This window comes from Herbaspirillum sp. Her3, from assembly GCF_057961275.1.
The window spans coordinates 5,327,968-5,351,060 of sequence record NZ_CM176328.1; the positions used below are offsets into that span (position 1 = coordinate 5,327,968).

The 23,093-nt window shown below is 63.7% G+C and carries 21 protein-coding genes; 13 read left to right on the top strand and 8 right to left on the bottom strand.

Translation table 11 applies throughout. The features are described 5' to 3' along the window. Positions 1-535 precede the first annotated feature (535 nt). Positions 536-2,809 (bottom strand): CHASE2 domain-containing protein, encoded by a 2,274-nt coding sequence (locus tag ACVC5H_RS24235; protein ID WP_489620253.1) that lies wholly within the window; start codon positions 2,807-2,809, stop codon positions 536-538. A 158-nt stretch (positions 2,810-2,967) separates the two neighbouring features. Here ACVC5H_RS24235 and ACVC5H_RS24240 point away from each other — a divergent pair, with 158 nt between their 5' ends. Beyond that, a complete protein-coding gene (locus ACVC5H_RS24240) occupies positions 2,968-3,810 on the top strand; it encodes an aldo/keto reductase (protein WP_489620254.1) in 843 nt (280 codons plus the stop codon). Between the two features lie 165 nt (positions 3,811-3,975). Here the strand turns inward: ACVC5H_RS24240 and ACVC5H_RS24245 are convergent, their stop codons facing one another. Next, the gene (locus ACVC5H_RS24245) at positions 3,976-5,232 is read right to left on the bottom strand and encodes an Hsp70 family protein (RefSeq protein WP_489620255.1); all 1,257 of its coding nucleotides are present in this window, start codon (positions 5,230-5,232) and stop codon (positions 3,976-3,978) included. Between the two features lie 218 nt (positions 5,233-5,450). Then, on the bottom strand, positions 5,451-6,197 hold the full coding sequence (locus ACVC5H_RS24250; protein WP_489620256.1) for an SDR family oxidoreductase: 747 nt from the start codon (positions 6,195-6,197) through the stop codon (positions 5,451-5,453). Between the two features lie 130 nt (positions 6,198-6,327). Here ACVC5H_RS24250 and ACVC5H_RS24255 point away from each other — a divergent pair, with 130 nt between their 5' ends. Next, the gene (locus ACVC5H_RS24255) at positions 6,328-7,218 is read left to right on the top strand and encodes a LysR family transcriptional regulator (protein WP_489620257.1); all 891 of its coding nucleotides are present in this window, start codon (positions 6,328-6,330) and stop codon (positions 7,216-7,218) included. A gap of 3 nt (positions 7,219-7,221) precedes the next feature. Here the strand turns inward: ACVC5H_RS24255 and ACVC5H_RS24260 are convergent, their stop codons facing one another. Both ACVC5H_RS24260 and ACVC5H_RS24265 read right to left on the bottom strand, forming a co-directional pair. Continuing rightward, positions 7,222-7,977, bottom strand: a complete 756-nt coding sequence (locus tag ACVC5H_RS24260) for a CDP-diacylglycerol diphosphatase (RefSeq protein WP_489620258.1) — start codon at positions 7,975-7,977, stop codon at positions 7,222-7,224. Between the two features lie 91 nt (positions 7,978-8,068). Beyond that, a complete protein-coding gene (locus tag ACVC5H_RS24265; protein ID WP_489620259.1) occupies positions 8,069-8,425 on the bottom strand; it encodes a MarR family transcriptional regulator in 357 nt (118 codons plus the stop codon). 258 nt (positions 8,426-8,683) lie between these two features. On the opposite strand from ACVC5H_RS24265, the gene ACVC5H_RS24270 reads away from it, so the two are divergent. The 6 genes from ACVC5H_RS24270 (at position 8,684) to ACVC5H_RS24295 (ending at position 15,108) form a co-directional block, all read left to right on the top strand. Then, positions 8,684-9,283 carry a hypothetical protein gene (locus ACVC5H_RS24270; RefSeq protein ID WP_489620260.1) on the top strand — a complete coding sequence of 200 codons (600 nt, stop codon included), beginning with the start codon at positions 8,684-8,686 and terminating at the stop codon, positions 9,281-9,283. Positions 9,284-9,476: 193 nt separating this feature from the next. After that, positions 9,477-9,884, top strand: a complete 408-nt coding sequence (locus tag ACVC5H_RS24275; RefSeq protein ID WP_489620261.1) for an ExbD/TolR family protein — start codon at positions 9,477-9,479, stop codon at positions 9,882-9,884. Then, positions 9,884-10,603: an energy transducer TonB gene (locus ACVC5H_RS24280; RefSeq protein ID WP_489620262.1), complete on the top strand. Its 720-nt coding sequence runs from the start codon at positions 9,884-9,886 to the stop codon at positions 10,601-10,603. Before ACVC5H_RS24275 ends, ACVC5H_RS24280 begins: the two co-directional genes overlap by 1 nt. A gap of 79 nt (positions 10,604-10,682) precedes the next feature. After that, positions 10,683-13,115, top strand: a complete 2,433-nt coding sequence (locus ACVC5H_RS24285) for a TonB-dependent receptor (RefSeq protein ID WP_489620263.1) — start codon at positions 10,683-10,685, stop codon at positions 13,113-13,115. Positions 13,116-13,177: 62 nt separating this feature from the next. Continuing rightward, a complete protein-coding gene (locus ACVC5H_RS24290; protein WP_489620264.1) occupies positions 13,178-13,840 on the top strand; it encodes a MotA/TolQ/ExbB proton channel family protein in 663 nt (220 codons plus the stop codon). Between the two features lie 26 nt (positions 13,841-13,866). Next, complete coding sequence (locus ACVC5H_RS24295) at positions 13,867-15,108, top strand: phospholipase D-like domain-containing protein (RefSeq protein WP_489620265.1); 1,242 nt, start codon at positions 13,867-13,869, stop codon at positions 15,106-15,108. 30 nt (positions 15,109-15,138) lie between these two features. On the opposite strand, the gene ACVC5H_RS24300 is transcribed toward ACVC5H_RS24295, so the two are convergent. From ACVC5H_RS24300 to ACVC5H_RS24310, 3 genes are all read right to left on the bottom strand, one after another. Beyond that, positions 15,139-15,801 carry an aspartate/glutamate racemase family protein gene (locus tag ACVC5H_RS24300; RefSeq protein ID WP_489620266.1) on the bottom strand — a complete coding sequence of 221 codons (663 nt, stop codon included), beginning with the start codon at positions 15,799-15,801 and terminating at the stop codon, positions 15,139-15,141. Positions 15,802-15,871: 70 nt separating this feature from the next. Beyond that, on the bottom strand, positions 15,872-17,578 hold the full coding sequence (locus ACVC5H_RS24305) for a thiamine pyrophosphate-binding protein (protein WP_489620267.1): 1,707 nt from the start codon (positions 17,576-17,578) through the stop codon (positions 15,872-15,874). A gap of 37 nt (positions 17,579-17,615) precedes the next feature. Next, complete coding sequence (locus tag ACVC5H_RS24310) at positions 17,616-18,878, bottom strand: D-amino acid dehydrogenase (protein ID WP_489620268.1); 1,263 nt, start codon at positions 18,876-18,878, stop codon at positions 17,616-17,618. Positions 18,879-19,079: 201 nt separating this feature from the next. On the opposite strand from ACVC5H_RS24310, the gene ACVC5H_RS24315 reads away from it, so the two are divergent. From ACVC5H_RS24315 to ACVC5H_RS24335, 5 genes are all read left to right on the top strand, one after another. After that, on the top strand, positions 19,080-19,544 hold the full coding sequence (locus tag ACVC5H_RS24315; protein ID WP_489620269.1) for an Lrp/AsnC family transcriptional regulator: 465 nt from the start codon (positions 19,080-19,082) through the stop codon (positions 19,542-19,544). A 157-nt stretch (positions 19,545-19,701) separates the two neighbouring features. Next, positions 19,702-20,769, top strand: a complete 1,068-nt coding sequence (locus ACVC5H_RS24320) for a saccharopine dehydrogenase family protein (RefSeq protein ID WP_489620270.1) — start codon at positions 19,702-19,704, stop codon at positions 20,767-20,769. Between the two features lie 23 nt (positions 20,770-20,792). Beyond that, positions 20,793-21,209: a GFA family protein gene (locus ACVC5H_RS24325; RefSeq protein WP_489620271.1), complete on the top strand. Its 417-nt coding sequence runs from the start codon at positions 20,793-20,795 to the stop codon at positions 21,207-21,209. A 370-nt stretch (positions 21,210-21,579) separates the two neighbouring features. After that, positions 21,580-22,416, top strand: a complete 837-nt coding sequence (locus ACVC5H_RS24330) for a transporter substrate-binding domain-containing protein (protein ID WP_489620272.1) — start codon at positions 21,580-21,582, stop codon at positions 22,414-22,416. A 10-nt stretch (positions 22,417-22,426) separates the two neighbouring features. Continuing rightward, positions 22,427-23,086 carry an amino acid ABC transporter permease gene (locus ACVC5H_RS24335; protein WP_489620273.1) on the top strand — a complete coding sequence of 220 codons (660 nt, stop codon included), beginning with the start codon at positions 22,427-22,429 and terminating at the stop codon, positions 23,084-23,086. Positions 23,087-23,093: the final 7 nt, after the last annotated feature.

Here is a 23,093-nt window from a genome sequence, read left to right on the forward strand (position 1 = left end):
GAGCGCGGCCCTGGCCTTGCCCTCCCTGCCACCTTCCCGTCTTGCCAGTCTCACGCGCGTGCGCCGTCCTCAGCATGGCGCAAGCGCAAGACATGACCGGCACGCGCTGCGCCCTGACCACGGAAACAAAAATAAAGAAGACGTACGACGAAAGACGAACGACGAAAAGGAACCCCTGAAGCAGACATGCCCGGCACCGATATTCCCTTTCTTGAAGGAGGGATCGCATCGCTGCCGGCGGCGCCACCGCCTTGCCAGGCGGCACCGCACTTGATACCTGTAAAGTATACTGACTACATCTGTCCGAGTCGACAAGTATCGTCCAAAAACCGCCACGGGCCTGTGTTTGCGGATGATTGTGCGGCGTTTTTTTGCTGCCCGGAAATGATTTGCACAATCAAGTTGCAAAGAATTTCAGGCCGGTCCACCCCGCGCGAACATTGTCCCCAGGCTGTCAGCGCAACGTCAGCAAGATCAATTGCCCGACGGAAAAGAAAGCGCGCACCAATGCCAACTCAGGCTCGCGCACTGCGGCTTACTTGGTCTCGAAAGTGGTCACGCCATCCCAGTCGGCTGGCGGCGGTGTCTGCCGATAATGCGCGATGCGTTCCAGATAGAGCACGTAGAGCCCGCGCGCATGGCTGGACTGCAGCTGCTCGATGGCAGCCTGCGCCTCATCCCAGCGCTGTGCGCGCACCAGGGCCAGCGCCGCATGCCATTGCTCGACTTCGGCGCGCAGTGCGGCATCGAGTTCGGCCTCGATGGCCAGCGGTTCGAAGATCGGCACCGGTTCATTCTTGCCCTTCACGCGCACGCGGTCCAGCTCGCGATAGGCGAACTGCGGCGCGGCCTGGCGCGTGGCATGGCCCACCAGCACGCCCACGCCATAGACCTTGGTGATGGATTCCAGGCGCGAGGACAGATTGACCGCATCCCCCATCACCGTATACGCCTTGCGAATGCGCGAACCCATGTCGCCCACGCGCATCTGGCCGCTGTTCAGGCCAATGCCGATCTTCAGCGGCGGCCAGTTGCGGCGCGCGAATTCCTCGTTGAGCTGCACCGTGGTCTGCTGCATCTTCAGGGCCGTCGCCACGGCCCGCGCGGCATGGTCGGGCACATCCAGCGGCGCGCCCCAGAAGGCCATCACGGCATCGCCGATGTACTTGTCGAGCGTACCGCGATTGCCCCGGATGTCTTCCGACATGGCCGTCAGGTAGGCATTGATGTATTCGCGCAGCTCGTTGGGCTGCAGGCTTTCCGAGATGCTGGTGAAACCGCGCACGTCGGAGAACATCACGGTCAGGTCGCGGATCTCGCCTTCCATGTTGTAGCTGGCCGGATTGGCCGCCATTTCGGCCACCAGTTCCGGTGCCACGTATTCGCCGAACAGGTTGACGATGGCTTTGCGATTGCGATATTCGAACAGATAGCCCCAGGCCAGGTTGCTGATGAACAGCAGCAGCACCAGCAGCAAGGCCGTGGCCAGCGGCAGCACCATGCCCGCGCTGTCATAGAGCCAGAAGTTGAGCCAGCCCAACGCCGCCGCGCTGCCCAGCGAGAGCAGCACCGAGGCCAGCGGCCCCAGCATCGGCAGCAGCAGGCCCAGCAGCAGGCCGGCCAGCGCCACCTGCAGGCCGTCATAGCCCGTCGCATAGTCAGGCCGCGTCTTGAAGTCGTCGTCGATGATGGAGGCGACCAGGTTGGCGTGGATCTCCACCCCCGGATAGACCGGATTGACGGGCGTGGCCCGCAGGTCGTTCAAGCCCGGTACGGTGGTGCCCACCAGCATGATGCGACCATCCAGCTTGTCGTGCGGATAGGTGCCACGGATCACGTCCACCGCCGGTACGTAGCGATAGGCCCCGCCCTGCGGACCGCCCGAACCGCGGTAGGTGACCAGCGTGGTCAGCTGGCGCTCCACCGGAATGATCAGCGGTTGCGGGCGCGCCTCCACGGCGATGGCGGCCAGGGCGTCATAGTTCTCCTTCTGCTTGCCCAGGAGCCCATCCTCGCTGGTCAGGAAGACCGGCTTGATACGCTTGCCATCGACCGCCACGCGGGCCGTGGCCAGGGCCAGTGATTCGTAGAAATTGTCGCCATGGCGCGCCAGCAGCGAGACCCTGCGGATGAGCCCATCGTCATCAGGCAAGGGATTGAAGAAACCACCTGCCCGCGCTGCCGATTGCAGTTGCGGCAGGTTGGCGCCATAGGCACGCCAGCCAATCACTTCAATATCGCGTCCGCCCAGGTCCGCCACGGTGAAGGCCGGGGGCGGCAGCTGGCCCTTGATCACGGCACCGGCCTCACTGGAGAAGGCATAACCCATCACCACCGGCTGGCCGCGCAGGGCATCGGCCAGGCGCGCGTCGTAATCCATCTCGGGCTTGAGCAGGCGCAATTGCTGCGCCAGCTGCGGCACGTCCTTGAGAGGACCGCGGGCCAGGTCTTCCAGGCGGCCATAACCGGAGCTGGTATCGGGCTCGGCAAATACCACGTCGAAGCCAACCGCCTGTGCCTGATAAGTCCGGGTCATCTGCTGGACCAGCTTGGCTACCACGTCGCGGCTCCAGGGCCAGCGGCCCAGTTCGGCGATGCTGCGCTCGTCGATGTCGACGATGACGATGCGCGGGTCCAGCGCCGGCTTGGCCACGCGCATGCGCAAGTCGTAGAAGAACAGGTCCAGGCGCTCGACCAGGCGATTGGGCAACACGTTGCAGACCACCGCTTCGGCCAGGCCGATCAGCAACAGCGCCAGCAACCAGCGCGCCCAATAATTGGCGAAGGCAGTACGCAAACGACGCAGCATGGACTTTTCCCCGATGACCTTTTTGTTTTGAGTGGCTGCGATCATGCCAGTAGTTGCGGGCCGCGCCAACATTTCCTGGCGGCATCGCGGGCGATGCGGTGAACCGATGCGCAAAATGGGTTCTAATGATTTCCCCACCACCGATGAAGGAACCCCGCATGAAGCCGATTCCCCTGCTCACGCTGCGCAATGGCACGCAAGTCCCGGCCCTCGGCCAGGGCACCTGGAACATGGGCGACTCTGCGGCTGCCGCCAGCGCCGAGGTGCGCGCCCTGCAGGCTGGCATCGACCTGGGCATGACCCTGATCGATACCGCCGAGATGTACGCCGACGGGCAATCTGAACGCATCGTCGGCCAGGCCATTGCCGGCCGGCGCGAACAGGTCTATCTGGTCAGCAAGGTGCTGCCGCACAACGCCAGCGAACGCGGCACCATCGCCGCCTGCGAGGCCAGCCTGAAGCGCCTGGGCACCGATCATCTCGACCTCTACCTGCTGCACTGGCGCGGTTCGCATCCGCTGTCGGCCACCATCGCGGGCATGCAGAGACTGATGGCGCAAGGCAAGATCAAGGGATGGGGCGTGAGCAATCTCGATACCGATGACATCGGTGAATTGCTGGCGGAGCCCGGCGGCGACCAGTATCTGTGCAACCAAGTGCTCTACAACCTCTCGCGCCGGGGCATCGAACATGACCTGCTGCCGCAGGCGCTGGAAAGCAGCGTGGCCGTGATGGCCTATTCCCCCATCGAACAGGGGCGCATCCTGAAACACCCGGCCCTCAAGGCGGTGGCGCAACGCCACGGCGTGACACCGGCCCAGGTGGCGCTGGCCTGGGTCTTGCGGCGGCCGGGCGTGATCGCCATCCCCAAGGCGGCCGATACGGCGCACGTGCAGGCCAATCGGGCCTGCCTGGAGCTGCAACTGAACGAAAGCGACCTCAAGGAACTGGACGCGGCCTTCCCGCCGCCACGGCGCAAGCAGCCACTGGCGATGCTGTGACCGCCCTGCACCGGGCAGCGCGGCACCCCCGAAATTCGGCGAAAAGCTTCATGCTGGTGCGGGGCTGATTCCGCGATGCCGCTCAGTACGGGACTATCCGATACGCCGACCTGCAGTTTGTTTCATATCGCCGCAAACCGCCGTCATTCGGGCCTCCTGCGGGCCTCAGCCGAACTTGCGCGCCGCGTCGATGGCCAGGCCGCTGCCGATGCTGCCGAACAGGTCGCCCTCCACGTGCCTGGCCTGGGGTGCCAGCGCACCGATGCGTTCGCGCAGCAGGCGCACGCCGCTGGAGCCGCCGGTAAAGAACACGCTGTCGATGTCATCAGCCCGCAAACCCGCCTGCTGCAACAGCGCCAGCACGGTCTGCTCGACCGATTGCACCAGGTGATCCACGGCACCATCGAAGTCGCTGCGCAGCAGGGGCAATTGCTCGGGCTGGCGCAGGCGGTCCAGGTCCAGCAGGGTCTGGTCAGCCGAGGACAGCGCGATCTTGCCCGCCTCCACCTGCAGCGCCAGCCAGTGGCCGCAACGCTGCTCGACCACATCCAGCAGGCGCGCAAAGCGCTCGCGGTCGGCCACTTCGCGCGCCACGTCCTGCAACTGCTGCCAGGCCTTGCGGGTGTAGAGCTGGTTGATGGTGTGCCAGGTGGCCAGGTTGAAGTAATAGCTGGACGGGATCTCGGCATTACCGCGCAGGCGGCCCCCCAGGCCCAGGAGCGGCATCACGCAGCTCAGGCTGAAATACTTGTCGAAGTCAGTGCCGCCGATGTGCACACCGCCATTGGCCAGGATATCGTCGCGCCGCTCGCTGCGTGCGGCGCGCTGGGGCGACAGGCGCACCAGCGAGAAGTCGGAGGTACCGCCGCCGATGTCGACGATGAGGACCAGCTCTTCCTTGTCGATGCGCGATTCATAATCGAAGGCGGCGGCAATCGGTTCAAACTGGAAAGCGATGTCCTTGAAGCCGACGCCGCGCGCGATCTCTTCCAGCGTATCCTGGGCCAGCTGGTCGGCCGCCGCATCCTCATCGACGAAATGCACCGGACGTCCCAGCACCACCTTGGAGAACGAGGTCCCGGCCGTCCGTTCGGCGCGCTGCTTCAGTTCGCCAATGAACTGCGAGAGCAGACCGCGATAGGGCAGCGCGCGCCCCCCCACTTCGGTCTGGCCATCGATGGCGCCGGAACCCAGCAAGCTCTTCAATGAGCGCATCAGCCGTCCTTCGTAGCCGGCCAGGTATTCACCCAGCCCCGCACGGCCGTAGCTGAAGCTGTTTTCGTCGGCGTTGAAGAACACCACCGAGGGCAGCGTGGCGCGGCCGTCTTCCAGCGGCAGCAGCAGGGAATCCCCGGCCTGCGGGCGCTGCCAGCCAACCGTGGAATTGGAGGTGCCGAAATCCACACCGCACGCGTTCGCCATCGATCACTCCTTCTTTTTTCGGCCGGCAATCATATAGAAAAGCACCGGGCTTGTCTGCACGGCGTCATGGCGGCGTTTGAAGCAAACAACATGCCGCATTGAAATCATTGCCGGCTCGGCAATGGCAGGATGACAAGCAAACGCGCAACGGCGCCGGCAGGCATCACTGCCCGTCGGCGCCATCGCTGGGCGCACTCCGGAAAACGGCTGTGGAAAACTTAGAATTCCTGGGCCACCGGACGCAGCACCACTTCGCTGATGTCCACATTGGCGGGCTGTTCGATGGCATAGGCAATGGCACGCGCCACGGCATCGGCAGGGATCTGGTTGGCCTCGTACCAGGCCAGCACGGCGGCCGAGGTTTCCTGATCGCTGCTATGGGTCTTCAGTTCGGAGTCCACCGCCCCCGGCGAGATGATGGTCGTGCGCACACCGTCCGGCGCTTCCGTGCGCAGGCCTTCGGTGAGTGCCCGCACCGCGAACTTGGTGGCGCTGTAGACGGTTCCCATGCCGGCGAAGACCTTGATGCCCGCCACCGACGACACATTGATGATGTGGCCCGAACCCTGCGCCGCAAAGCGCGGCAGTGCGGCCGCCACGCCATAGAGCACGCCCTTGATGTTGACGTCGATCATGCGGTCCCATTCCTCGACCTTGAGCTTGGCCAGCGGTGCCAGCGGCATGATGCCGGCATTGTTGACCAGCACGTCGATCTGGCCGAAGTGCTGTTCGCCCCGGGCCAGCAGCGCCTCCACGTCGTCGCGGCGCGAGACGTCGGTGGTCACCGCGATGGCCTGGCCACCGGCGGCCGTGATCTCGGCCACCAGCTTTTCCAGCCGGTCGGTGCGGCGTGCACCCAGCACCAGCCTTGCCCCCAGCGAGGCCAGATGGCGTGCGGTGGTTTCGCCCAGGCCGCTGCTGGCGCCGGTGATGACGACGACTTTGTTCTCGATGTTCTTGCTCATGATGAATCCCTTTCCATGGATGGTGTGTTGACCTGCCGGTACTGCGTGTCGATGGAAGGATTATGGCGAGCGACACTATGCCAAACAATGGAAATGATAAGATTACAGAATTCCATTTTCAGGAATCATCATGCTCAACCGACTGGAGATGCTGCGCATCTTCTGCGCCGCTGCCGATACCGGCAGCTTCAAAGACGCGGCCATCCGGCTGGGCATCTCGCCCCAGGCGGTGACCCGCGCGATCCAGGAACTGGAGCGCCTGCAAGGCGAGATGCTGTTCCACCGCAATACCCGGCAGGTGCGTATCACCAGCTTCGGCGAAGCCCTGGCCGAGCGCGCTCGCACCAGCTTGCGCGAACTCGATGGACTGTTCGACACGGGCGCCGCCAGCCCGGCCGACGAGATGAGCGGACTGGTCCGGCTGGCCGCGCCTTCGGCGCTGGGCCGCACTCGCCTCTTGCCGATTGTCGAGAAGCTGGCGCAAGCCCATCCCGGCTTGCGCTTCGACCTGCGCCTGACCGACCAGCGCGCTGATGTGGTGGGAGAGAAGATCGACATCGGCATTCGCGTGGGCACGGTGCCGGACAACCGCTTCGTCATAAGGCGCCTGGGCAAGGTCCGCTTCTACGTGGTGGCCACGCCGCGTTTCCTGCGCCGTCACGGTGTACCGACCAACGCGCAGGACCTGCGCGCCCTGCCCTGCACCGCGATGCTGGACCGTGGGACCGGACGCCCCTGGCCGTGGTTGTTTGCGGGCGAAAACCAGTGGATGGCCGACCATGCACGCTTCCTCTGCGATGATTCCGAAGGGGAATACCTGCTGGTCAGGAGTGGCGTGGCCATCGGCCAGATGGCCGGTTTCCTCTGCGAGGACGATATCGCCGCCGGGCGCCTGGTGGCGGTCATGGCCGACCATGAACCCGATCCCTGGGACATGTATCTCTACCGCCCGCAACGCGGCCCGGTACCGCCGCGGCTACGGCTGGTGTTCGATACGCTGGTGCGTGAGTTTGCGGAGTAGGGCCTACCAGCGGCAGTCGTGATCCATCAGTACTTCGGCGCTGCCCTGCTCCTGATGGTCGAAATTGACCGGCATGTTGACCAGGAAGAAGCCGGCACTGCCATCGGCAAAGCGTGCTCCGGTCAGCAGCAGCGACTGCGACGCCATGTTGGCCGCCGCATAGGCACTGCGGGCGGCGGCCAGCTTGAAGGGATCCTGCTGCGCCAGCGCATCGGCGGGCAGTCGCATCACCCAGTAGCGATGCCCTTCGAAGTACCAGGGCCGCCAGTGCTGCAGCGGATCATCGCGGTGATCAGCCAGGCTGGCGGCCACGTCGCGGCGCATGCAATCGATGTGCAGATGCAGGTGCAATTGCGAACGTCCGGCGGCTGAATTGACTTCCACCCCCAATTGCTCATCCGTGAGCGGCCGGCCCAGCGCCTGCGCCACACGCCCGCGCTCCTGCCAGGCATAAGCCCAGTAGTTGGGCGATTGCGGTTCCAGCAGGTCGGGGCTTTCGATACCGGTCAGGCGGCGGGTCGGCATGAGCAGGTACTGCGCCGGGCCGACGAGATCCTTCAAGACCACGAAGCCGCGCGCCAGGTCGACCATGGCGCAAGGCTGCGGCTGGCCGCTGGACTGCATGGCCGGCACGCATTGCTGGCTGGTGATTTCCCACAACTTGTGCGGATTCTCGGCGGCGCAGCCCGGGCCGGCCAGCATCAGCCACAGCGGCAGCAAGAAGGAGAAGCGGGAAGGGAAACGGGAAAGCGGTTGCATCGAAACCATCCGGATCAAACGAACTGCAGGGCCGTGCAGAGTAACGACCCGGTGTTTCCAGACGATGACAGCGGCGCGGCAGAAATGCGTTCTACTTGTCGCGCGTGGCCTGGACCAGGCACTTGGAGAGCTTGTCGAAATGCAGCCAGGCAGCCTGGCTCAATTCGACCTGCTTGCGGCGCGGGTCCTCGGTATCGGCCAGCACGATCCAGCCCTTCTCGCGCATGGACTTCAGCCGTGCATGCAGCATGGCCGGCGAACCGAATTCGCTTTGCGCCATCAGGTCGCGCACCGACAGCCGTTGCTGCTCCTGGCCGGCACGGGCGATGAAGGCCAGGATCCGGTCTTCGAGCGGATCCAGCGTAGGCAGTGCAGGCAATCCCCGGAGTGCTTCAGCCAGTTGCAGAAATCGCAGGTAGATGTCTGCCGGCCGCTTGTTTTTACCCATATGGCGATGGTGTTGGTTGTTGTCGTGCAAGTCGGGAACGTGCTGGCAGCGTAATTGGCGCGCAAGATATCGTTCCAGAATTGATAGCGAATCATACGCCGGGCTAGCCCGAGAGTGCAATCCTTACCGCATTGACGGGCAGCAAAACACCCGACGCAGCCGTTTGCGCGCCCCATTTGCGAGGCTGGCGCGCCACACTCATGAAAATTGTTGAGGTGCGGCACCCCTGCTTAATGGGTAACATACGCGCCGTTCCGCATGTCTTCGCCCCCCCTCGCCATGCAAGCCTCATCGGATTCACGAATCTCCCTGCGCACCAACCTGGCTGCCATCGCCGGTACGGCGCTGTGCTATTTCCTTTTTTATTCCATCAATGAATGGCTGTTCCGGCGCACCCAGTTCACCGAGGGCATCGCCTGGATCTACCTGCCGGCCGGCGTGCGCCTGATCTGCACGCTGCTCTTTGCCGAGGCCGGCTGCCTGGGGCTGCTGATCGGCTCGCTGGCCACCGCCGCCACCTATGCACTGTTTCCGCATGACCTCATCGCCGTGGCCGGCTACTGCCTGATTTCCGCCGGCGCACCCTATCTGGCCTACCGGCTCACGCTCTCGGGCATGGACCTCGGACGCAACCTGGACAATCTCAACACCACCCGGCTGATGGCCTGCATCCTGCTCTATGCGCTTTCCAACCCGCTGTTCCAGCTGATCTGGTTCGTCATGCGCGGGGTCTATCCGGATTTCTGGAGCGGCCTGATCGTCATGTCCATCGGCGATCTGTCGGGCTCCCTGATCGTGGTCTATCTCTGCAAGCTGCTGCTGTCCCTGCTGCCGCGCATGCCCCTGCGGCGTCCCTGAATGCAGTGCCGGTGCCTGTCGCCCGCAGGCGTCAACAGCCATCCCGTGGGCCAGTGAAGGCAACAATTTCTTCACCCGTCTTCACCCAAACCTACATGGTGTAATACGCACGACATATTTCCTCGCTACGCTGCGCATCGCTATAAAAACTATAGCGCTACAAATCGTATAACGAAGCTTCGAGGAGTGTGGCATGCGCAGTTGGGACGAACCCAAAAAACGGAAGGCCCGCGTCGAGATCATCCCGATGATCGACGTAATGATGTTCTTGCTGGTCTTCTTCGTACTGATCAGCCTGAACGTGATTCCGGCTCTGGGTCTGAAGACCCAGCTGCCCAGCTCGTCCTCCGCCCAGGACCTGAAACCCCAGACCAAGGCCATCATCACCATCGCCAAGGATGACGTGATCCAGGTCGATGGCGAGAACACCACGCTGGACGCGCTCACCGCACGCCTGGACAAGCTGCGCAAGGAAGGCGAAAAACTCAACCTCATCATCAACAGCGACCGTGGCGTGGAAGTGCAGCGCCTGGTCGACGTGATGGATACGCTCAAGAAGGGCGGTTTCGATTCCATCTCGATTGCCACCCGCAAGCCGTGATGATGAACGTCCCGCTCTTTTTCCGTTTCCGCGAACCGCTGGCCACGCTGCCCTCGCTGGTGGTGCTGGCGGTGCTGATCGCCGCCGGGGTACAGAAGGCCACCGAGTTGAAGCGCAAGGAAGATCCGCAGCCGGTACAGATCGCGCTGATGGAATTGCCGCCTCCGCCACCGCCGCAACCCAAGCCGCAGATCGAGCCGACGCCCAAGCCGGTAGAGCCGCCCAAGAAGCAGGATGCGCCCAAACCGGTAGCCAAACCGGCACCGGCCAAGCAAGCCCCGGCCCCGGTGGAACCGGCCACGCCGTCGTCGGAAGCACCCATCCTGCCGGCCACCAAGCCGCAGGCCAGCGCACCGGCCGCGCCCCCGGTGCAGGCTGCGCCGGTCGCGCCACCGGCACCGCCGCCGGTCAATACCGCCAACATCGAGCAGACCTACGTGGGCCAGTTGCGCGCGCATCTCAACAGCATCAAGCGCTATCCGACCGGACGCGAGGCCAGCACGCTGCGCCCGCAGGGCAAGGTGCGCGTGTGGTTCGTCCTCAAGCGCGATGGCAGCGTGGTCGACAGCGGCATCGAGAGCTCGTCCAATTCCATGCTGCTCGATGACGCCGCCCGCAAGACCATCAACCGCGCCAGCTTCGCGCCCTTCCCGGAAGACAGCTACAAGGGCGAAAGCACGCACCGGTTTACCGCCGATCTGGAATTCATTCCCGTCTGAGCCCGGGCCTCGCCAGGAGGCCGGCCAACCAGGCGCAACGATTTCAACACGCAGTCCAACAAACCCAGGGGAACATGACATGCAATGCAAACTCACCCGGCTGTCCTTGCTGATATCCGGGCTCTTCATGGCGGGCGCACCAGTCTTCGCCCAGACCACCGATGTAGGCACCGTGACCGTGCAAGGCGGCGGCAGCGCCAGTGCCGGCACAGCAGCGGCCACCGGCCTGATCCAGGCCGAGGATTCGCCCAAGGCACGCAGCTCGGTCAACCGTGACTACATCGAGAAGCAATCGCCCACCGGCACGCCCTACCAGATGATCAACCTGCTGCCGGGCGTGAACACCTACGACAACGACGGCACGGGCCTGTTCGGTGGCAACATCCGCGTGCGCGGCTTCAACAGTGACCAGCTGGGCTTCACCATCAACGGCGCGCCGGTCAACGACTCCGGCAACTTCGCGGTCTATCCGCAGGAGTACACCGAGCCGGACAACCTGTGCAACGTCTTCGTGACCCAGGGTTCGACCGACACCGAAGCCCCGCACGTGGGCGCCACCGGCGGCAACATCGGCATGACCTTCTGCGCACCGGAAGACGAGCAGCGCATCCGCCTGACCAATGCCTTCGGTTCCAACAGCCTCTGGAAGCGCTATGTGCGCTTCGACTCGGGCAAGCTGTTCGATGACAAGTTCAAGTTCTTCATCTCGTATTCCAAGACCACGGCCGACAAGTTCAAGGGTCCGGGCGGCGCCATCAAGGATCACGTCGACATCGGCACCAACTTCAACCTCGGCCAGGGCAGCTTCATCAATGCCAATCTGCTCTACAACCGCCAGCTCAACAACAACTATCGTTCGCTGACCAAGGCCCAGATCGCCCAGCTCGGCAGCAACGCCGACTACGGCAACGTCGTTCCGCAGCACCAGCCGGCCGTGGCCGGCACCGCGCAGAACGACACCACCTATGCGCCCAATGTAGCGGCCAACATCGCCAACAACGCCTACTACGCCTACAACCTCAATCCCTTCGAGAACTGGCTGGCCACCGTCAACGCGCACTTCCAGTTGAGCCCGACCTCCAGCATCGATGTCGATCCCTACTTCTGGTACGGCTTCGGCACCGGCGGCAACCAGCTGCAAACCGTTCGTGAAGGCGGCGTCTCGGGCGCCAGCCAGCTCGGTGGCGGCGCAGCCGACGTCAACGGCGACGGCGACCGTCTCGATACCGTCTATGCCTATGAAGGCAGCCGCACCCGCACCTACCGTCCGGGCGTGACCTTCAAGTTCAACCAGCAACTGGACAACCACCGCATCCTGGCCGGCTACTGGGTCGAACGCGCACGCCACCAGCAGACCGGTCCCTTCAGCCGCGTGGACAACAACGGCAACATCGCCGACCTGTGGCAGGACAATTCCGACCTGTGGCTGCGCAATGCCGATGGTTCCATCCTGCAGTACCGCGACACCATGACCATCAGCACGGCCCAGTCGATCTTCCTGCAAGACAGCATCAGCATGATGAACGACAAGCTCAACGTGCAAGTCGGCGGCCGCTATTCCTCCATCGACCGCGACTTCACCAACTACCCGAGCACCGGCTCCACCAGCGGCACCAACAGCTATTCCAGCGCCGGCTACTACAAGGTCAAGAAGACCTACGCCGACTTCCTGCCCAGCCTGGGCGTACGCTTCCAGCTCGATGAAAAGCAGTCGGTGTTCTTCAATGCGGCCAAGAACTTCAAGGCACCGGGCAACTTCTCCTACTTCGGCCTGCTCTCGGGCGGCACCATCGTCAATGGCCAGCTTGTCGGCGCCACCCAGCGCGACGTGCCGGTGGACAAGGAGACCTCCTGGAACTACGACCTCGGCTATCGCTACAACACCGAGAAGTGGATGGCCTCCGGTTCGCTGTTCTACATCGATTATCACAACCGCATCGCCAGCGCCTACAACCCGGACACCGCCAACAAGACCGACTACAACGTCGGCGACTCCACCTCGCACGGCCTGGAGCTGGAAACCGGTTATGCCTTCACCCGCAACCTGTCGATGTATGGCTCGCTGTCCTACATCAAGAGCAAGATGAAGCAGGACCTGCGCAACGGTTCCACGCAGTACCTGCCGACCTCGGGCAAGGAATTCCCGGATACGCCGAACTGGCTGTCGGGCCTGTCGCTGCAGTATCAACAGGATGGCTGGTACGTGTTCGGCCAAGGCAAGTACACCGGCCGCCGCTACACCACGCTGGTCAACGACGATTCGCTGGGTGGCTACACCGTGTTCAACGCCGGCGCCGGCATGACCTTCGCGTCCAGCACCTGGTTGAAAAAGCCGACCGTGCGTCTGAACCTGTACAACCTGTTCGACAAGCAGTACCTCAACCTCAACGGCGGCAGCGGCAGCCAGTTCACCACCAATGCCGTGGCAGTCAACGGTATCGCTGGCACCGCTCCTTCGCTCTACATCGGTGCCCCGCGCACCTTCACCGTTACCGTGACCGCGGATTTCTGATCGCGGCCTGAACCGGGGCGGCCTGCAGCAAGGGCCGCCCCACCACTGCAAGAGAGGCAAGCATGAACATGCAATTACTCCACGAACTGGCTTTCTACCTGATGTATGCCTGCGCTGCGCTGGCCATCTTCGTCATCGTCGAACGCGGCCTGTTCTTCGGCTACACCATGCGCCAGGCCAGCGGCCTTGAGCGTGCCATGACCCATGCGGTCCAGCACCTGCAGGAGCTGCCGGCCGAACTGACCACCCGCCCCAGCCTGCCGCTGGCACTGGTGTCGGACATCCTGGCCGAGAAACACCATCTGCATACCGAGAAGGATCTGGAAGACTTCAGCGAGTCGGTCTACATCGCCAAGCGCGGCGAAGTGCAGCAGCGCCTGTGGATCCTCGATACCATCGTCACGGCCGCACCCCTGCTGGGCCTGTTGGGCACCATCCTGGGTATCATCGATACCTTCAAGGCGCTGGCCGTGCAGGGCGTGTCCGATCCGGGCCAGGTGTCGCAAGGCATCGGTACGGCGCTGTATGCAACGGCACTGGGCATCGGCATTGCGGTGGTGGGCATGTTCTTCTTCAACCTGTTCCAGGAACGCATCGAACGCATCAACGATCACCTCAAGGTGCTGATGCTGCGCGCCTGCGTTGGCCGCCAGAACCAGCAGCCCAACCATCCGCTGCAGCCGCAGAACAGCCAGCAGCCGCAGGGCAAGCTGCACATCGCCTGAACGACTTCTGTCCCTTCTCCATGACCATGAAATCCGCTCCACGCCGTCTCCTCATCCGCCTGGCTGCCGCCTTCGGGGCAGCCCTCTCGCTGGCCGGCCCGGTCCATGCCGAGTTCGCCATTCCCGGCTTCGAGCTGGTCCACACGGTGCCGCGCGAGACCACCCTGGCCACGCCCGACCTGCGCGATGCGGCGCTGGTGTGGAAGGAGATGTTCGATGGGGCGCAGCGCGAGATCGTGTTCGGCCAGTTCTACGTGGCCGGGCAGGATGGCGAGGCGCTGGACGACATCATGGCGCACCTGGAAGCGGCCGGCCGGCGCGGCGTGAAGATCCGCTTCCTGATGGAGAAGAAGGGGGAATTCGCTTCGGTCCCGGCCACCATCGAGAAGCTCAAGCGCATTGCCAACCTGGAATTTCGCCAGATCGATTATTCCCGCATGACCGGCAACGGCATCATCCACGCCAAGTACTTCGTGGTCGATGGCCGCAGCGCCTATGTGGGCAGCCAGAACTTCGACTGGCGCTCCTTCTCGCACATCCACGAGACCGGACTGAAGATCACCGACCCGACCGTGGCCGCGCAGGTGCAGGCCATCTTCGAGATCGACTGGGCCGCGCAAGCCGCCATCGCCGCCGGGCAACCGCCGGCCGTGTCCAATCACGCCGTGGTGCCGGCCGACGTGGCGCGCGGCAACTACCTGGTGGCCAGCCCGAACGCCTTCAACCCGCCCGGGGTGGGCGACTCGCAAAGCGAACTGGTGCGCCTGATCGGGCAGGCGCAGCAAGAGGTGCGGGTGCAGTTGCTGGACTATGCCCCGCTGTCCTACGGCCCCAACCATACCCGGCCCTATTACGCCGTGATCGATGATGCCCTGCGCGCGGCCGCCACGCGTGGCGTGAAGATCAAGCTGATGGTGTCGAACTGGAATACCGAAGCCCCGGCGATCCGCTATCTGCAAAGCCTGGCGCTGCTGCCCAATGTGGAGATCCGCATCGTCACGCTGCCGCAGGCGTCTACCGGCTTCATCCCCTTTGCGCGGGTGATCCACACCAAGGCCATGAGCATCGATGGCCAGGTGGCCTGGATCGGCACCAGCAACTGGGCCGGCGGTTATCTGGACAATTCGCGCAATCTGGAAGTGGTGCTGCACGACGCCGCCATGGCGCAACGCGTGGCGGCCTTGCACGAACAGACCTGGAGTTCGGTTTATGCCCAGCCCATCGACGTGCTGAAGGTGTATCCGAAGCCGGCCAAGGGCAAGCCCTGAACCAAGGACCGCGCCTCAAGGGGCCTGAGATCAGAGGGCCACGCCCATCATCTGCCTGGCCAGTCCCACCAGGTCGAATACCGGACGCCCGGTCCGCTGCGCGATGGTGCCAGCGACGGGCGGCATGTTGGTACATTCCAGCAAGATCGTGCGCACTTGTGGCTGGGTAGCCACCAGTTGATCGGCGGCCGCCACCATCTCGGCATGAATGCGTTCCATGTCGCCCTGCGGCTGGTTACCGACGATCACGCGGGCAAATTCCGACTCCATCGGCATGCCGAGAATGGGCGACTCCATGCTGCCCCCCAGCGCGGCCAGATGCGCCTGGCCGAGACTGGCGGCGGAAGCGGTCAGGATACCCACGTGGCGCGCACCACCGAAGGCGTGATAGAGCGTGGGCAGCCAGCACAGGCTGGAACTGGCAAAGGGCACGTCGAGCGTGGCCGCGATGGTCTGCTGATGCAGCGCCAGGAACCCGCAACTGGTCACGATGGCCTGGCAGCCCTCCTGCTGCAGGGACTGCGCGGCCTCCACGAAATCGTCCACCATGCCGCTGGCGCGCTCGAAGATCACCTTCTGCGGCGACGCCCGGCTGACCTTGCGCAGGCGGGTCGGGAACGGAAAGGTCGCCGGATTCCCGATATCGCCCAGGGGACGTGGGAAAACGGTATCGAGCATGACGATGCCAAGCATGCGAGCCTCTGAAAAGTGAGATGGGATGCCCGGCATTCTAACCAATGCCGGGCAATCTGCTGCGGCAGGCTTAGCCCACGGCCAGCGGATCCTTGCCCATGGCCTTGATCCAGGAATACACCGGCGGACATTCATCGACGATGGACTCGGAGACGATATCGATGAGCACCGGTCCGTCGCTGGCAAAGGCTTCATCGAGTGCGGCCACCAGCTCGTCGGCATTGGCAGCGCGCAAGCCCTTCAGGCCAAAGCCTTGCGCGATGCGCGCCACGTCCAGCCGGGTGAAATCGACCGACAGGTATTGCGCATCGTTGTGCAGCTTTTGCAGTGCCTTGATCCAGCCGAAACAGCCATTGTTGAAATGCAGCAGCACCGCCGGCACTTGCAGGCGCGTCAGCGTTTCCAGTTCGCCACAGGACATCGAGAAAGAACCATCACCGAACAGGCCGATGGGTCGCACGTCCGGCCGTGCCAGCCAGGCGCCGACCACGGCCGGAATCGCATAGCCCAGGCCGCCGAAGGCACGCGGGATCACCAGCCGCGAACCGTCGCCCGGCAGGCGCAGGTAGCGCGTCATGTGCGGGGTGGGCGTGCCGGCGTCGGAGACCATGACCGCACGCGGCGGCAACCGCCGGTTCAGTTCCTGCACCACGCGCTGGGGCTTCAGCGGCAGGGCATCGCTGTGCAGATCGGCCTGGGCCTGTTCCCAGAACTGCCGGCGCAGGCTGTTGAGTTCACCATTCCAGGCACGCGGTTCGTGATCCAGTACCAGCGGCAGCAAGTCCTGCAATACCGAGCGCACATCTCCGGCGATGTTCAGATCATTGCGGCCGGTGTTGCCCAGGACGGCCGGGTCGATGTCCACCTGCACGCGCTTGCGCGTCTGCTTGTTGCTGGGGAAGGTCCAGCCGATGGTGACCACGGAGCCCATCTTGCAGCCCAGGTAGACCAGCAGGTCACTCTCCTCCACGGCACGCGCCGCATGGGGATGGAAACCATTGTCGCCAATCACGCCCAGCGCCAGCGGATGGTCGTCGGGCACGGCACCCTGGCCGGTGATGGTGGTGACCACGGCGGCATTGATCTTCTCGGCCAGGGCCAGCAGGGCTGCGCCGCCATTGGAGTGCATCACGCCGCCGCCGGCCACCAGCACCGGACGGCGCGCATCATCGAGCAGGCTCGCCAGCTGCCGCACCAGGTCCGCATCGGGACGCATGGGGAAGGCCGGGAAATGCCGGCATTCGGGCTCCGCATAGATGTCTTCCGGGGCACTGGCCGAGGCATGGGCCAGGATGTCTTCGGGGAAGGTCATGTGTACTGCGCCTGGCCGCCCCGAAGTCGCAGTGCGGAAGGCGCGTCGCACGGCTTCGGGAATCTTGGCCGTGGTCTTGACCTGGAAGGAGAGCTTGCACACCGGTTCAAACAGCTTGGCGTTGTCCAGCTCGGTAATCATGCCGCGCCCTTCGCCCTTGAGCGGGATATCGTTGGTCAGCAGGATCAGCGGGATGGAAGAACTGTTGGCCTCGGCCAGGCCGGGCAGCGAATACATCGCCCCTGCCCCGCTGGGACATTCGGCGACGCCGGGCTTGCCGCTGTAGCGCGCATAGGCGTCGGCCATGTAGAGCGCCGAACGCTCATCGCGCGCCATCACGTGACGCACCTTGCCGGAGCGGTTCAAGGCCTTGTAGAAAGCCACATTGGTATCGCCGGGAACACCGAAGATCACTTCCACGCCATAGTCTTCCAGCAGTTTCACGAGTACGTCTGCACCAGTCATTTTTTCTCCGTTTCGGTAGGGGTAAGTTGAGCCGTGTTCATTGATAACGGGCCAGGGTCAGGCCATCGATGTCGATGGCCGGGGCCGCGCCCGTCACCAGGTCCGCCACCACGCGGCCGGAGCCCAGCGACATGGCCCAGCCGGTCGAACCGTGGCCCAGGTTCAGGAACAGCTTGCCGACCGGTGTGGGGCCCAGCACCGGCGGTCCATCAGGTGTCATGGGACGGCGCCCGACCCAGAAGCGCGCTTCCTCCAGGTCGCCGGCCAGCGGGAACCAGTCCTGCATCACCTGGCGCAGCGTATGCAGGCAGGCCGCGCGCAACTGCAGGCGGTCGTCGCCCAGTTCGGCGGTGCCGGCTACCCGCACCACACCATCCATGCGGGTGATGGCGGTCTTGAGGGATTCATCCATGACGGCCGCGCGCGGGGCAGCCTCGGGAAGGCGGATGGGAATGGTGGCCGAATAGCCCTTGACCGGATACAGCGGCACGCGGATGCCCAGCGGGGCCAGCAACGCATGGCTGTCCACGCCGGCGGCCACCACCAGGGCATCGCAGTCCATCTGCTCGGCCCGGTTGGCGCTGCGCACCTGCAGGGCGCGCACCTCTCCGCCTTCGACCGAAATACCGCTGACCTGCGTGCCGAACCGGAACTGCACTCCCATCGCTTCACACAAGCGGCGCAACTGGCGCGCAAAGGCAGCGCAATCGCCGGCCTCGTCATCGGGCAGATACAGTCCCGAGCGGGGTTCGAGCCGCGCATGCTGCAAGCCCGGCTCGGTCGCCAGGCATTGCGCCGCCGTCATCCGCTGGTGGGCAATGCCGGCTTCTTCCAGCAAGGCCAGGGCCGGGGCCGCCATGTCTTCGTCGAAGCGGCTGCGAAAGAGCTGCAGGTAACCCTGGCTGCGGCCGTAATCGAAAGGATGCTGCGCCAGGAATTCATGCAGGCAGTCGCGGCTGTAATAGGCGATGCGCTGCATGCGCAGCTTGTTGCGGCGATAGCGCTCCAGTTCGCAATTGCCCAGCCACTGGCTGATCCAGCGCCATTGCCGCATGCTCAGGCGCGGCCGGAACACCACCGGTGAACTGGCCTTGAAGAGATACTTCAGGATCTTGCCCGGCATCCCCGGCGCGGCCCACGGCGTGACGTAGCCCGGCGCGATCACGCCGGCATTGCCGGCGCTGGTCTGGCAGGCCACGTCGGCCTCGCGTTCGATGAGCACGACCTCGACGCCGCGCGTGGCCAGCCAGTACGCGGTGGCCGTGCCGATGATGCCACCTCCGATGACGACGACTTTCATGTGGGCTGCACCTGCAAAAAAAGAGTGGAGCATGGGATGGACCGGCTGTGCCGCCGGCATGAAGACCGCAGTCTAGGGGGGAGTGCTGACACAAAAAAGGGCAAGAACGTCGAAATACTGGTCTAAACTGACGTAATGACGTGCCGTTTCGTCGTTTTGTAGTGTTTGACGTTTTTTCCTCCCTTTTGTGGAACCCACAGCATGATCAGACTCGACCAGCTGGACGACATCGATCGCCAGATCATTTCGGAATTGCAGATGAATGCGCGCGCCTCGGTGGCCGATATGGCACGCCGCCTCGACTTGGCGCGAACCACCATCATCGCCCGCGTGGAGCGTCTGGAAAAAAGCGGCGTCATCGCCGGCTACACCCTGAAGCTGGGGCGCGACGTGCTCGATCCCAGCCTGCAAGCCTACGTCGGCATCACCCTGCAGCCCAAGGCCGGCAAGGATGTGGTGCGGCGCTTCAACCGCATGCCGGAGGTCCATCAGCTGTGCGCCGTCAGCGGCGAGTTCGATTACGTGGCCTGGCTGCGCGTGAGCACACCGGAACAGCTCGATCGCATCCTGGACGAGATCGGCGAAATGGATGGCGTCATCAAGACCACGACCTCGGTGGTCCTGGCCCGCAAGATCGATCGCGGCGATGCGCCCAAGACCCGTTGAGCGGCCATCAATGACCGAACTATCCTGCATATCGACGAAGTAACACTACAAAATGTAGCGCAACGTCCTACTTTCTGACTATTTGTCCGTTTATTCTGTCCAGAAAGCTTCCTAGAATGAACCAGCCTCTTCGCCTCATTCATCAGGGAGTTTCATCATGCGCACAGTTCTATTGGGTTCCGGCCACATCGGCCAAACGATTGCACGACTGCTGTCCGACAGCGGCGACTACAGTGTCACCATCGCCGACCGCGATGCCCAGGCCTTGAAAGCCGTCAGTGCGCTCAACATCGAAAAGGCGGTGGTGGATTCCTCCGATGCCCGGGCACTGGAATCGCTGCTGCGCCCGGCCGACATCGTGATCAACGCCCTGCCCTATCACATGGCCGTGAAAGTGGCCGGGGCCGCGCGCAATACCGGCACGCACTACTTCGACCTGACCGAGGATGTGCAGGCCACCAAGGCCATCGCCGCCCTGGCCGCCGACGCACCCGTGGCCTTCATGCCGCAATGCGGTCTGGCACCGGGTTTCATCGGCATCGCCGCGCACCATCTGGCGGGTTCCTTCGATGAGGTGTACGACGTCAAGATGCGTGTGGGTGCGCTGCCCCAGTATCCGACCAACGAACTCAAATACAACCTCACCTGGAGCGTGGACGGGCTGGTCAATGAATACTGCCATCCCTGTGAAGCCTTGCGCGATGGCGTCAAGGTCGCCGTCGATCCGCTGGCCGACATCGAGCATTTTTCCCTGGATGGCGTGGAGTACGAAGCCTTCAATACCTCCGGTGGCCTCGGTACGCTCTGTGAAACCCTGGCCGGCCGCATCCGCAATCTCGACTACAAGTCGGTGCGCTATCCCGGCCACCAGCAGCGCATGAAATTCCTGCTCAGCGACCTCGGTCTCAAGCACGATCAGGAACTGCTCAAGAACATCCTGCGCAAGGCGGTGCCGACCACGATGCAGGATGTGGTGCTGGTCTTCGTCACCGTCAGCGGCATGCGTGGCGACAAGTTCGTGCAGGAAGTCTTCACCCGCAAGATCTTCGCCATTCATGAGGAAGGACGCTACGAAAGCGCCATCCAGAGCACCACCGCCTCCGGCGTCTGTACCGCCGTGGATCTGTTCCGCCAGGGCAAACTGCCGCAGCGCGGCTTCATCAGCCAGGAGGCGATCAGCCTGCCGGATTTCCTGGCCAACCGCTTCGGCCAGGTCTACGCCTGATCCCCGCGCCGCGAGCGTCCTCCATGTCTGCTCCCCGACATCCCGGCCTGGAGGACGAGCGCGCCGCCCCCGGCCTTCGCCTGCATGAGGCCAGTTGCCATTGCGGCGCGGTGCGCTTCCGTTTCCTCTCCCATATCGAGGAGGTGGTCCAATGCAATTGCTCCTACTGCGTGCGCAAGGGCGCGCTGCATCATCGCATCGATGCCGCCCGCTTCGAACTGCTGGCCGGTGCACCGCTCCTGAGCCAGTACCGCTTCGGCACCCTGCGCGCCACCCATTTCTTCTGCCGTTTGTGCGGTACGCATACCCATTGCCACCCCCGCTCGGCCCCTGCGCAGATCAACGTCAACGTGCGCTGCATAGAGGATGTGCACACCTGGCTGGCAGCAGTGCGCGTGCGCGATCATGACGGCCGTGCGTGGACGCTCGATTCTCCGTGACGCCGATGGCGTTGCGGTTTGCACTGCAGCGTGCGTAGAACCGCATCAGAGCAGATAATTGTTTAAATAATTTCGCGGCAGGTTGCTGCCTCATCTCCGGCAGCCGCTGCGATAGCGACAAGAAGAGCCATCACGACGACCAGCAAAGAGCATCCAGCCTTCGTACTCCATCACCGTGGTGCAGACCCGAACGATCATGGTGCAGCCGGCCTTGCAAAAGACGCTGGCAGGGACCGTGCCGCATCGATGTTCCCTACGGATGGATGGCATGAAAATCGCTAGGTCGGAGCAGCTTGCAATGAGCGTTGCGCCGACTTTTTTATCGACATCAGCAAGCACGAGCCACGACCCACCCTACCAGGAGACCCACATGAGCATTTCCCGCAGACACTTCCTCCACTCGGCGCTGGCCGGCACTGCCGTCCTGAGCTTGCCGGAGGTCTTCGCGCAGGACATCGAATCGACCATGGCGCGCGTCAAGCGCACCGGCAAGCTGCGCCTGGGTGCCATCAACGGCGCCATCCCGTATTTCAACAAGGATCTGGTCACGCAGGAGTGGAAAGGATTCTGCGCCGACTTCGGCCGCGACCTGGCCAAGTATCTCAATGCCGAAGTCGAATGGGTCGAGACCACCTGGGGCAATGCGGTGCTGGACGTGCAGACCAACAAGATCGATGCACAGCTGGCGATGGCGCCGACACCACAGCGGCGCGAAGTGGTCGATTTCAGCAATCCGCTCTACAACAACATCAATACCGTCGTGGCTCGCAAGGGACTGGAATTCAAGGCCTGGGAAGATCTCAACAAACCCGAGATCAAGGTGGCCGTGGACGTCGGCTCCTCGCACGATCAGCTGGTCACGCGCATCCTGCCCAAGGCCACCATCCTGCGCTTCGAGACCTCGGCTGCCGCCACCATGGCGCTGCAATCCGGACGTGCCGACTGCCAGGTGCTGGTGGTGTTGCTGTCGACCTCGCTGCTGGTGAAGCTGCCCAACATCGGCCACATCGTCTTCCCCACCCCGGATGAAACGGCACCGACCAACATCGGCATCCGCAAGCAGGCCGACCAGAGTTTCGTGACGGCCGTCAACGCCTGGCTGGAGCAATCGCGCAAGGCCGGCCGTATTCGCGAGATCATCGTGGCCAACATGGAAAACCTCGCCAAGGTGCCGCCGACGGCCTTCCCCCCGCAACTCAAGTTCTGAGGAGCCGTCCATGTACAGTTGGGATTTCGGGATGCTGTGGCAGTACCGCAGCATCATCGTCTCGGGCGTGCTCACCACGGTGCTCTTCACCATCGTCGTGGTCATCACCGGGATGGCCGTCGGCGTGGTGGTCGGCCTGGGCCGGGTGTCGTCCAACCGCACCGTGTGCGGTGTGCTGCGCGGCTATGTGGAAGTGTTTCGCTGTACGCCGGTGCTGGTGCAACTGATCTGGTTCTACTATGCCCTGCCGGTGCTGCTGGGCATCGAGCTGTCGCCGTGGATGGCGGCGGCGCTGGCGTTGACGCTCTATGGCGGCGCTTTCTACTCCGAGATCGTGCGCGGCGGAATCGTCTCCATCGATGCCGGACAGACCGAGGCGGGCCAGGCCATCGGCATGACGCGCTGGCAGGTCATGCGGCGCCTGGTGCTGCCGCAGGCGTTCCGGCGCATGACACCGCCGCTGGTCAGCCAGTCCATCATGCAGTTGAAGAACACTTCGCTGCTGTCGGTGCTGGCCGTGCCCGACCTGGTTTACCAGGGCCAGCTGATCGCCCATGACACCTACCGTCCACTGGAAATCTACACGCTGGTGGCGGTGCTGTATTTCGTCATCCTGTTCCCTGCGACGGTGGTGGCCAAGCGGCTCGAATTCCATCAGATCAAGGCTTGAGGACGCG

Bases quoted from the DNA above. Each gene is read 5' to 3' on its own strand.
- ACVC5H_RS24325 (WP_489620271.1), top strand. From the start codon at position 20,793: ATGTCTGCTCCCCGACATCCCGGCCTGGAGGACGAGCGCGCCGCCCCC.
- ACVC5H_RS24280 (WP_489620262.1), top strand. From the start codon at position 9,884: ATGATGAACGTCCCGCTCTTTTTCCGTTTCCGCGAACCGCTGGCCACG.
- ACVC5H_RS24335 (WP_489620273.1), top strand. From the start codon at position 22,427: ATGTACAGTTGGGATTTCGGGATGCTGTGGCAGTACCGCAGCATCATC.
- ACVC5H_RS24285 (WP_489620263.1), top strand. From the start codon at position 10,683: ATGCAATGCAAACTCACCCGGCTGTCCTTGCTGATATCCGGGCTCTTC.
- ACVC5H_RS24260 (WP_489620258.1), bottom strand. From the start codon at position 7,977: ATGCAACCGCTTTCCCGTTTCCCTTCCCGCTTCTCCTTCTTGCTGCCG.
- ACVC5H_RS24315 (WP_489620269.1), top strand. From the start codon at position 19,080: ATGATCAGACTCGACCAGCTGGACGACATCGATCGCCAGATCATTTCG.
- ACVC5H_RS24255 (WP_489620257.1), top strand. From the start codon at position 6,328: ATGCTCAACCGACTGGAGATGCTGCGCATCTTCTGCGCCGCTGCCGAT.
- ACVC5H_RS24300 (WP_489620266.1), bottom strand. From the start codon at position 15,801: ATGCTTGGCATCGTCATGCTCGATACCGTTTTCCCACGTCCCCTGGGC.
- ACVC5H_RS24295 (WP_489620265.1), top strand. From the start codon at position 13,867: ATGAAATCCGCTCCACGCCGTCTCCTCATCCGCCTGGCTGCCGCCTTC.
- ACVC5H_RS24240 (WP_489620254.1), top strand. From the start codon at position 2,968: ATGAAGCCGATTCCCCTGCTCACGCTGCGCAATGGCACGCAAGTCCCG.
- ACVC5H_RS24330 (WP_489620272.1), top strand. From the start codon at position 21,580: ATGAGCATTTCCCGCAGACACTTCCTCCACTCGGCGCTGGCCGGCACT.
- ACVC5H_RS24305 (WP_489620267.1), bottom strand. From the start codon at position 17,578: ATGACTGGTGCAGACGTACTCGTGAAACTGCTGGAAGACTATGGCGTG.
- ACVC5H_RS24275 (WP_489620261.1), top strand. From the start codon at position 9,477: ATGCGCAGTTGGGACGAACCCAAAAAACGGAAGGCCCGCGTCGAGATC.
- ACVC5H_RS24235 (WP_489620253.1), bottom strand. From the start codon at position 2,809: ATGCTGCGTCGTTTGCGTACTGCCTTCGCCAATTATTGGGCGCGCTGG.
- ACVC5H_RS24290 (WP_489620264.1), top strand. From the start codon at position 13,178: ATGAACATGCAATTACTCCACGAACTGGCTTTCTACCTGATGTATGCC.
- ACVC5H_RS24270 (WP_489620260.1), top strand. From the start codon at position 8,684: ATGTCTTCGCCCCCCCTCGCCATGCAAGCCTCATCGGATTCACGAATC.
- ACVC5H_RS24320 (WP_489620270.1), top strand. From the start codon at position 19,702: ATGCGCACAGTTCTATTGGGTTCCGGCCACATCGGCCAAACGATTGCA.
- ACVC5H_RS24265 (WP_489620259.1), bottom strand. From the start codon at position 8,425: ATGGGTAAAAACAAGCGGCCGGCAGACATCTACCTGCGATTTCTGCAA.
- ACVC5H_RS24310 (WP_489620268.1), bottom strand. From the start codon at position 18,878: ATGAAAGTCGTCGTCATCGGAGGTGGCATCATCGGCACGGCCACCGCG.
- ACVC5H_RS24250 (WP_489620256.1), bottom strand. From the start codon at position 6,197: ATGAGCAAGAACATCGAGAACAAAGTCGTCGTCATCACCGGCGCCAGC.
- ACVC5H_RS24245 (WP_489620255.1), bottom strand. From the start codon at position 5,232: ATGGCGAACGCGTGCGGTGTGGATTTCGGCACCTCCAATTCCACGGTT.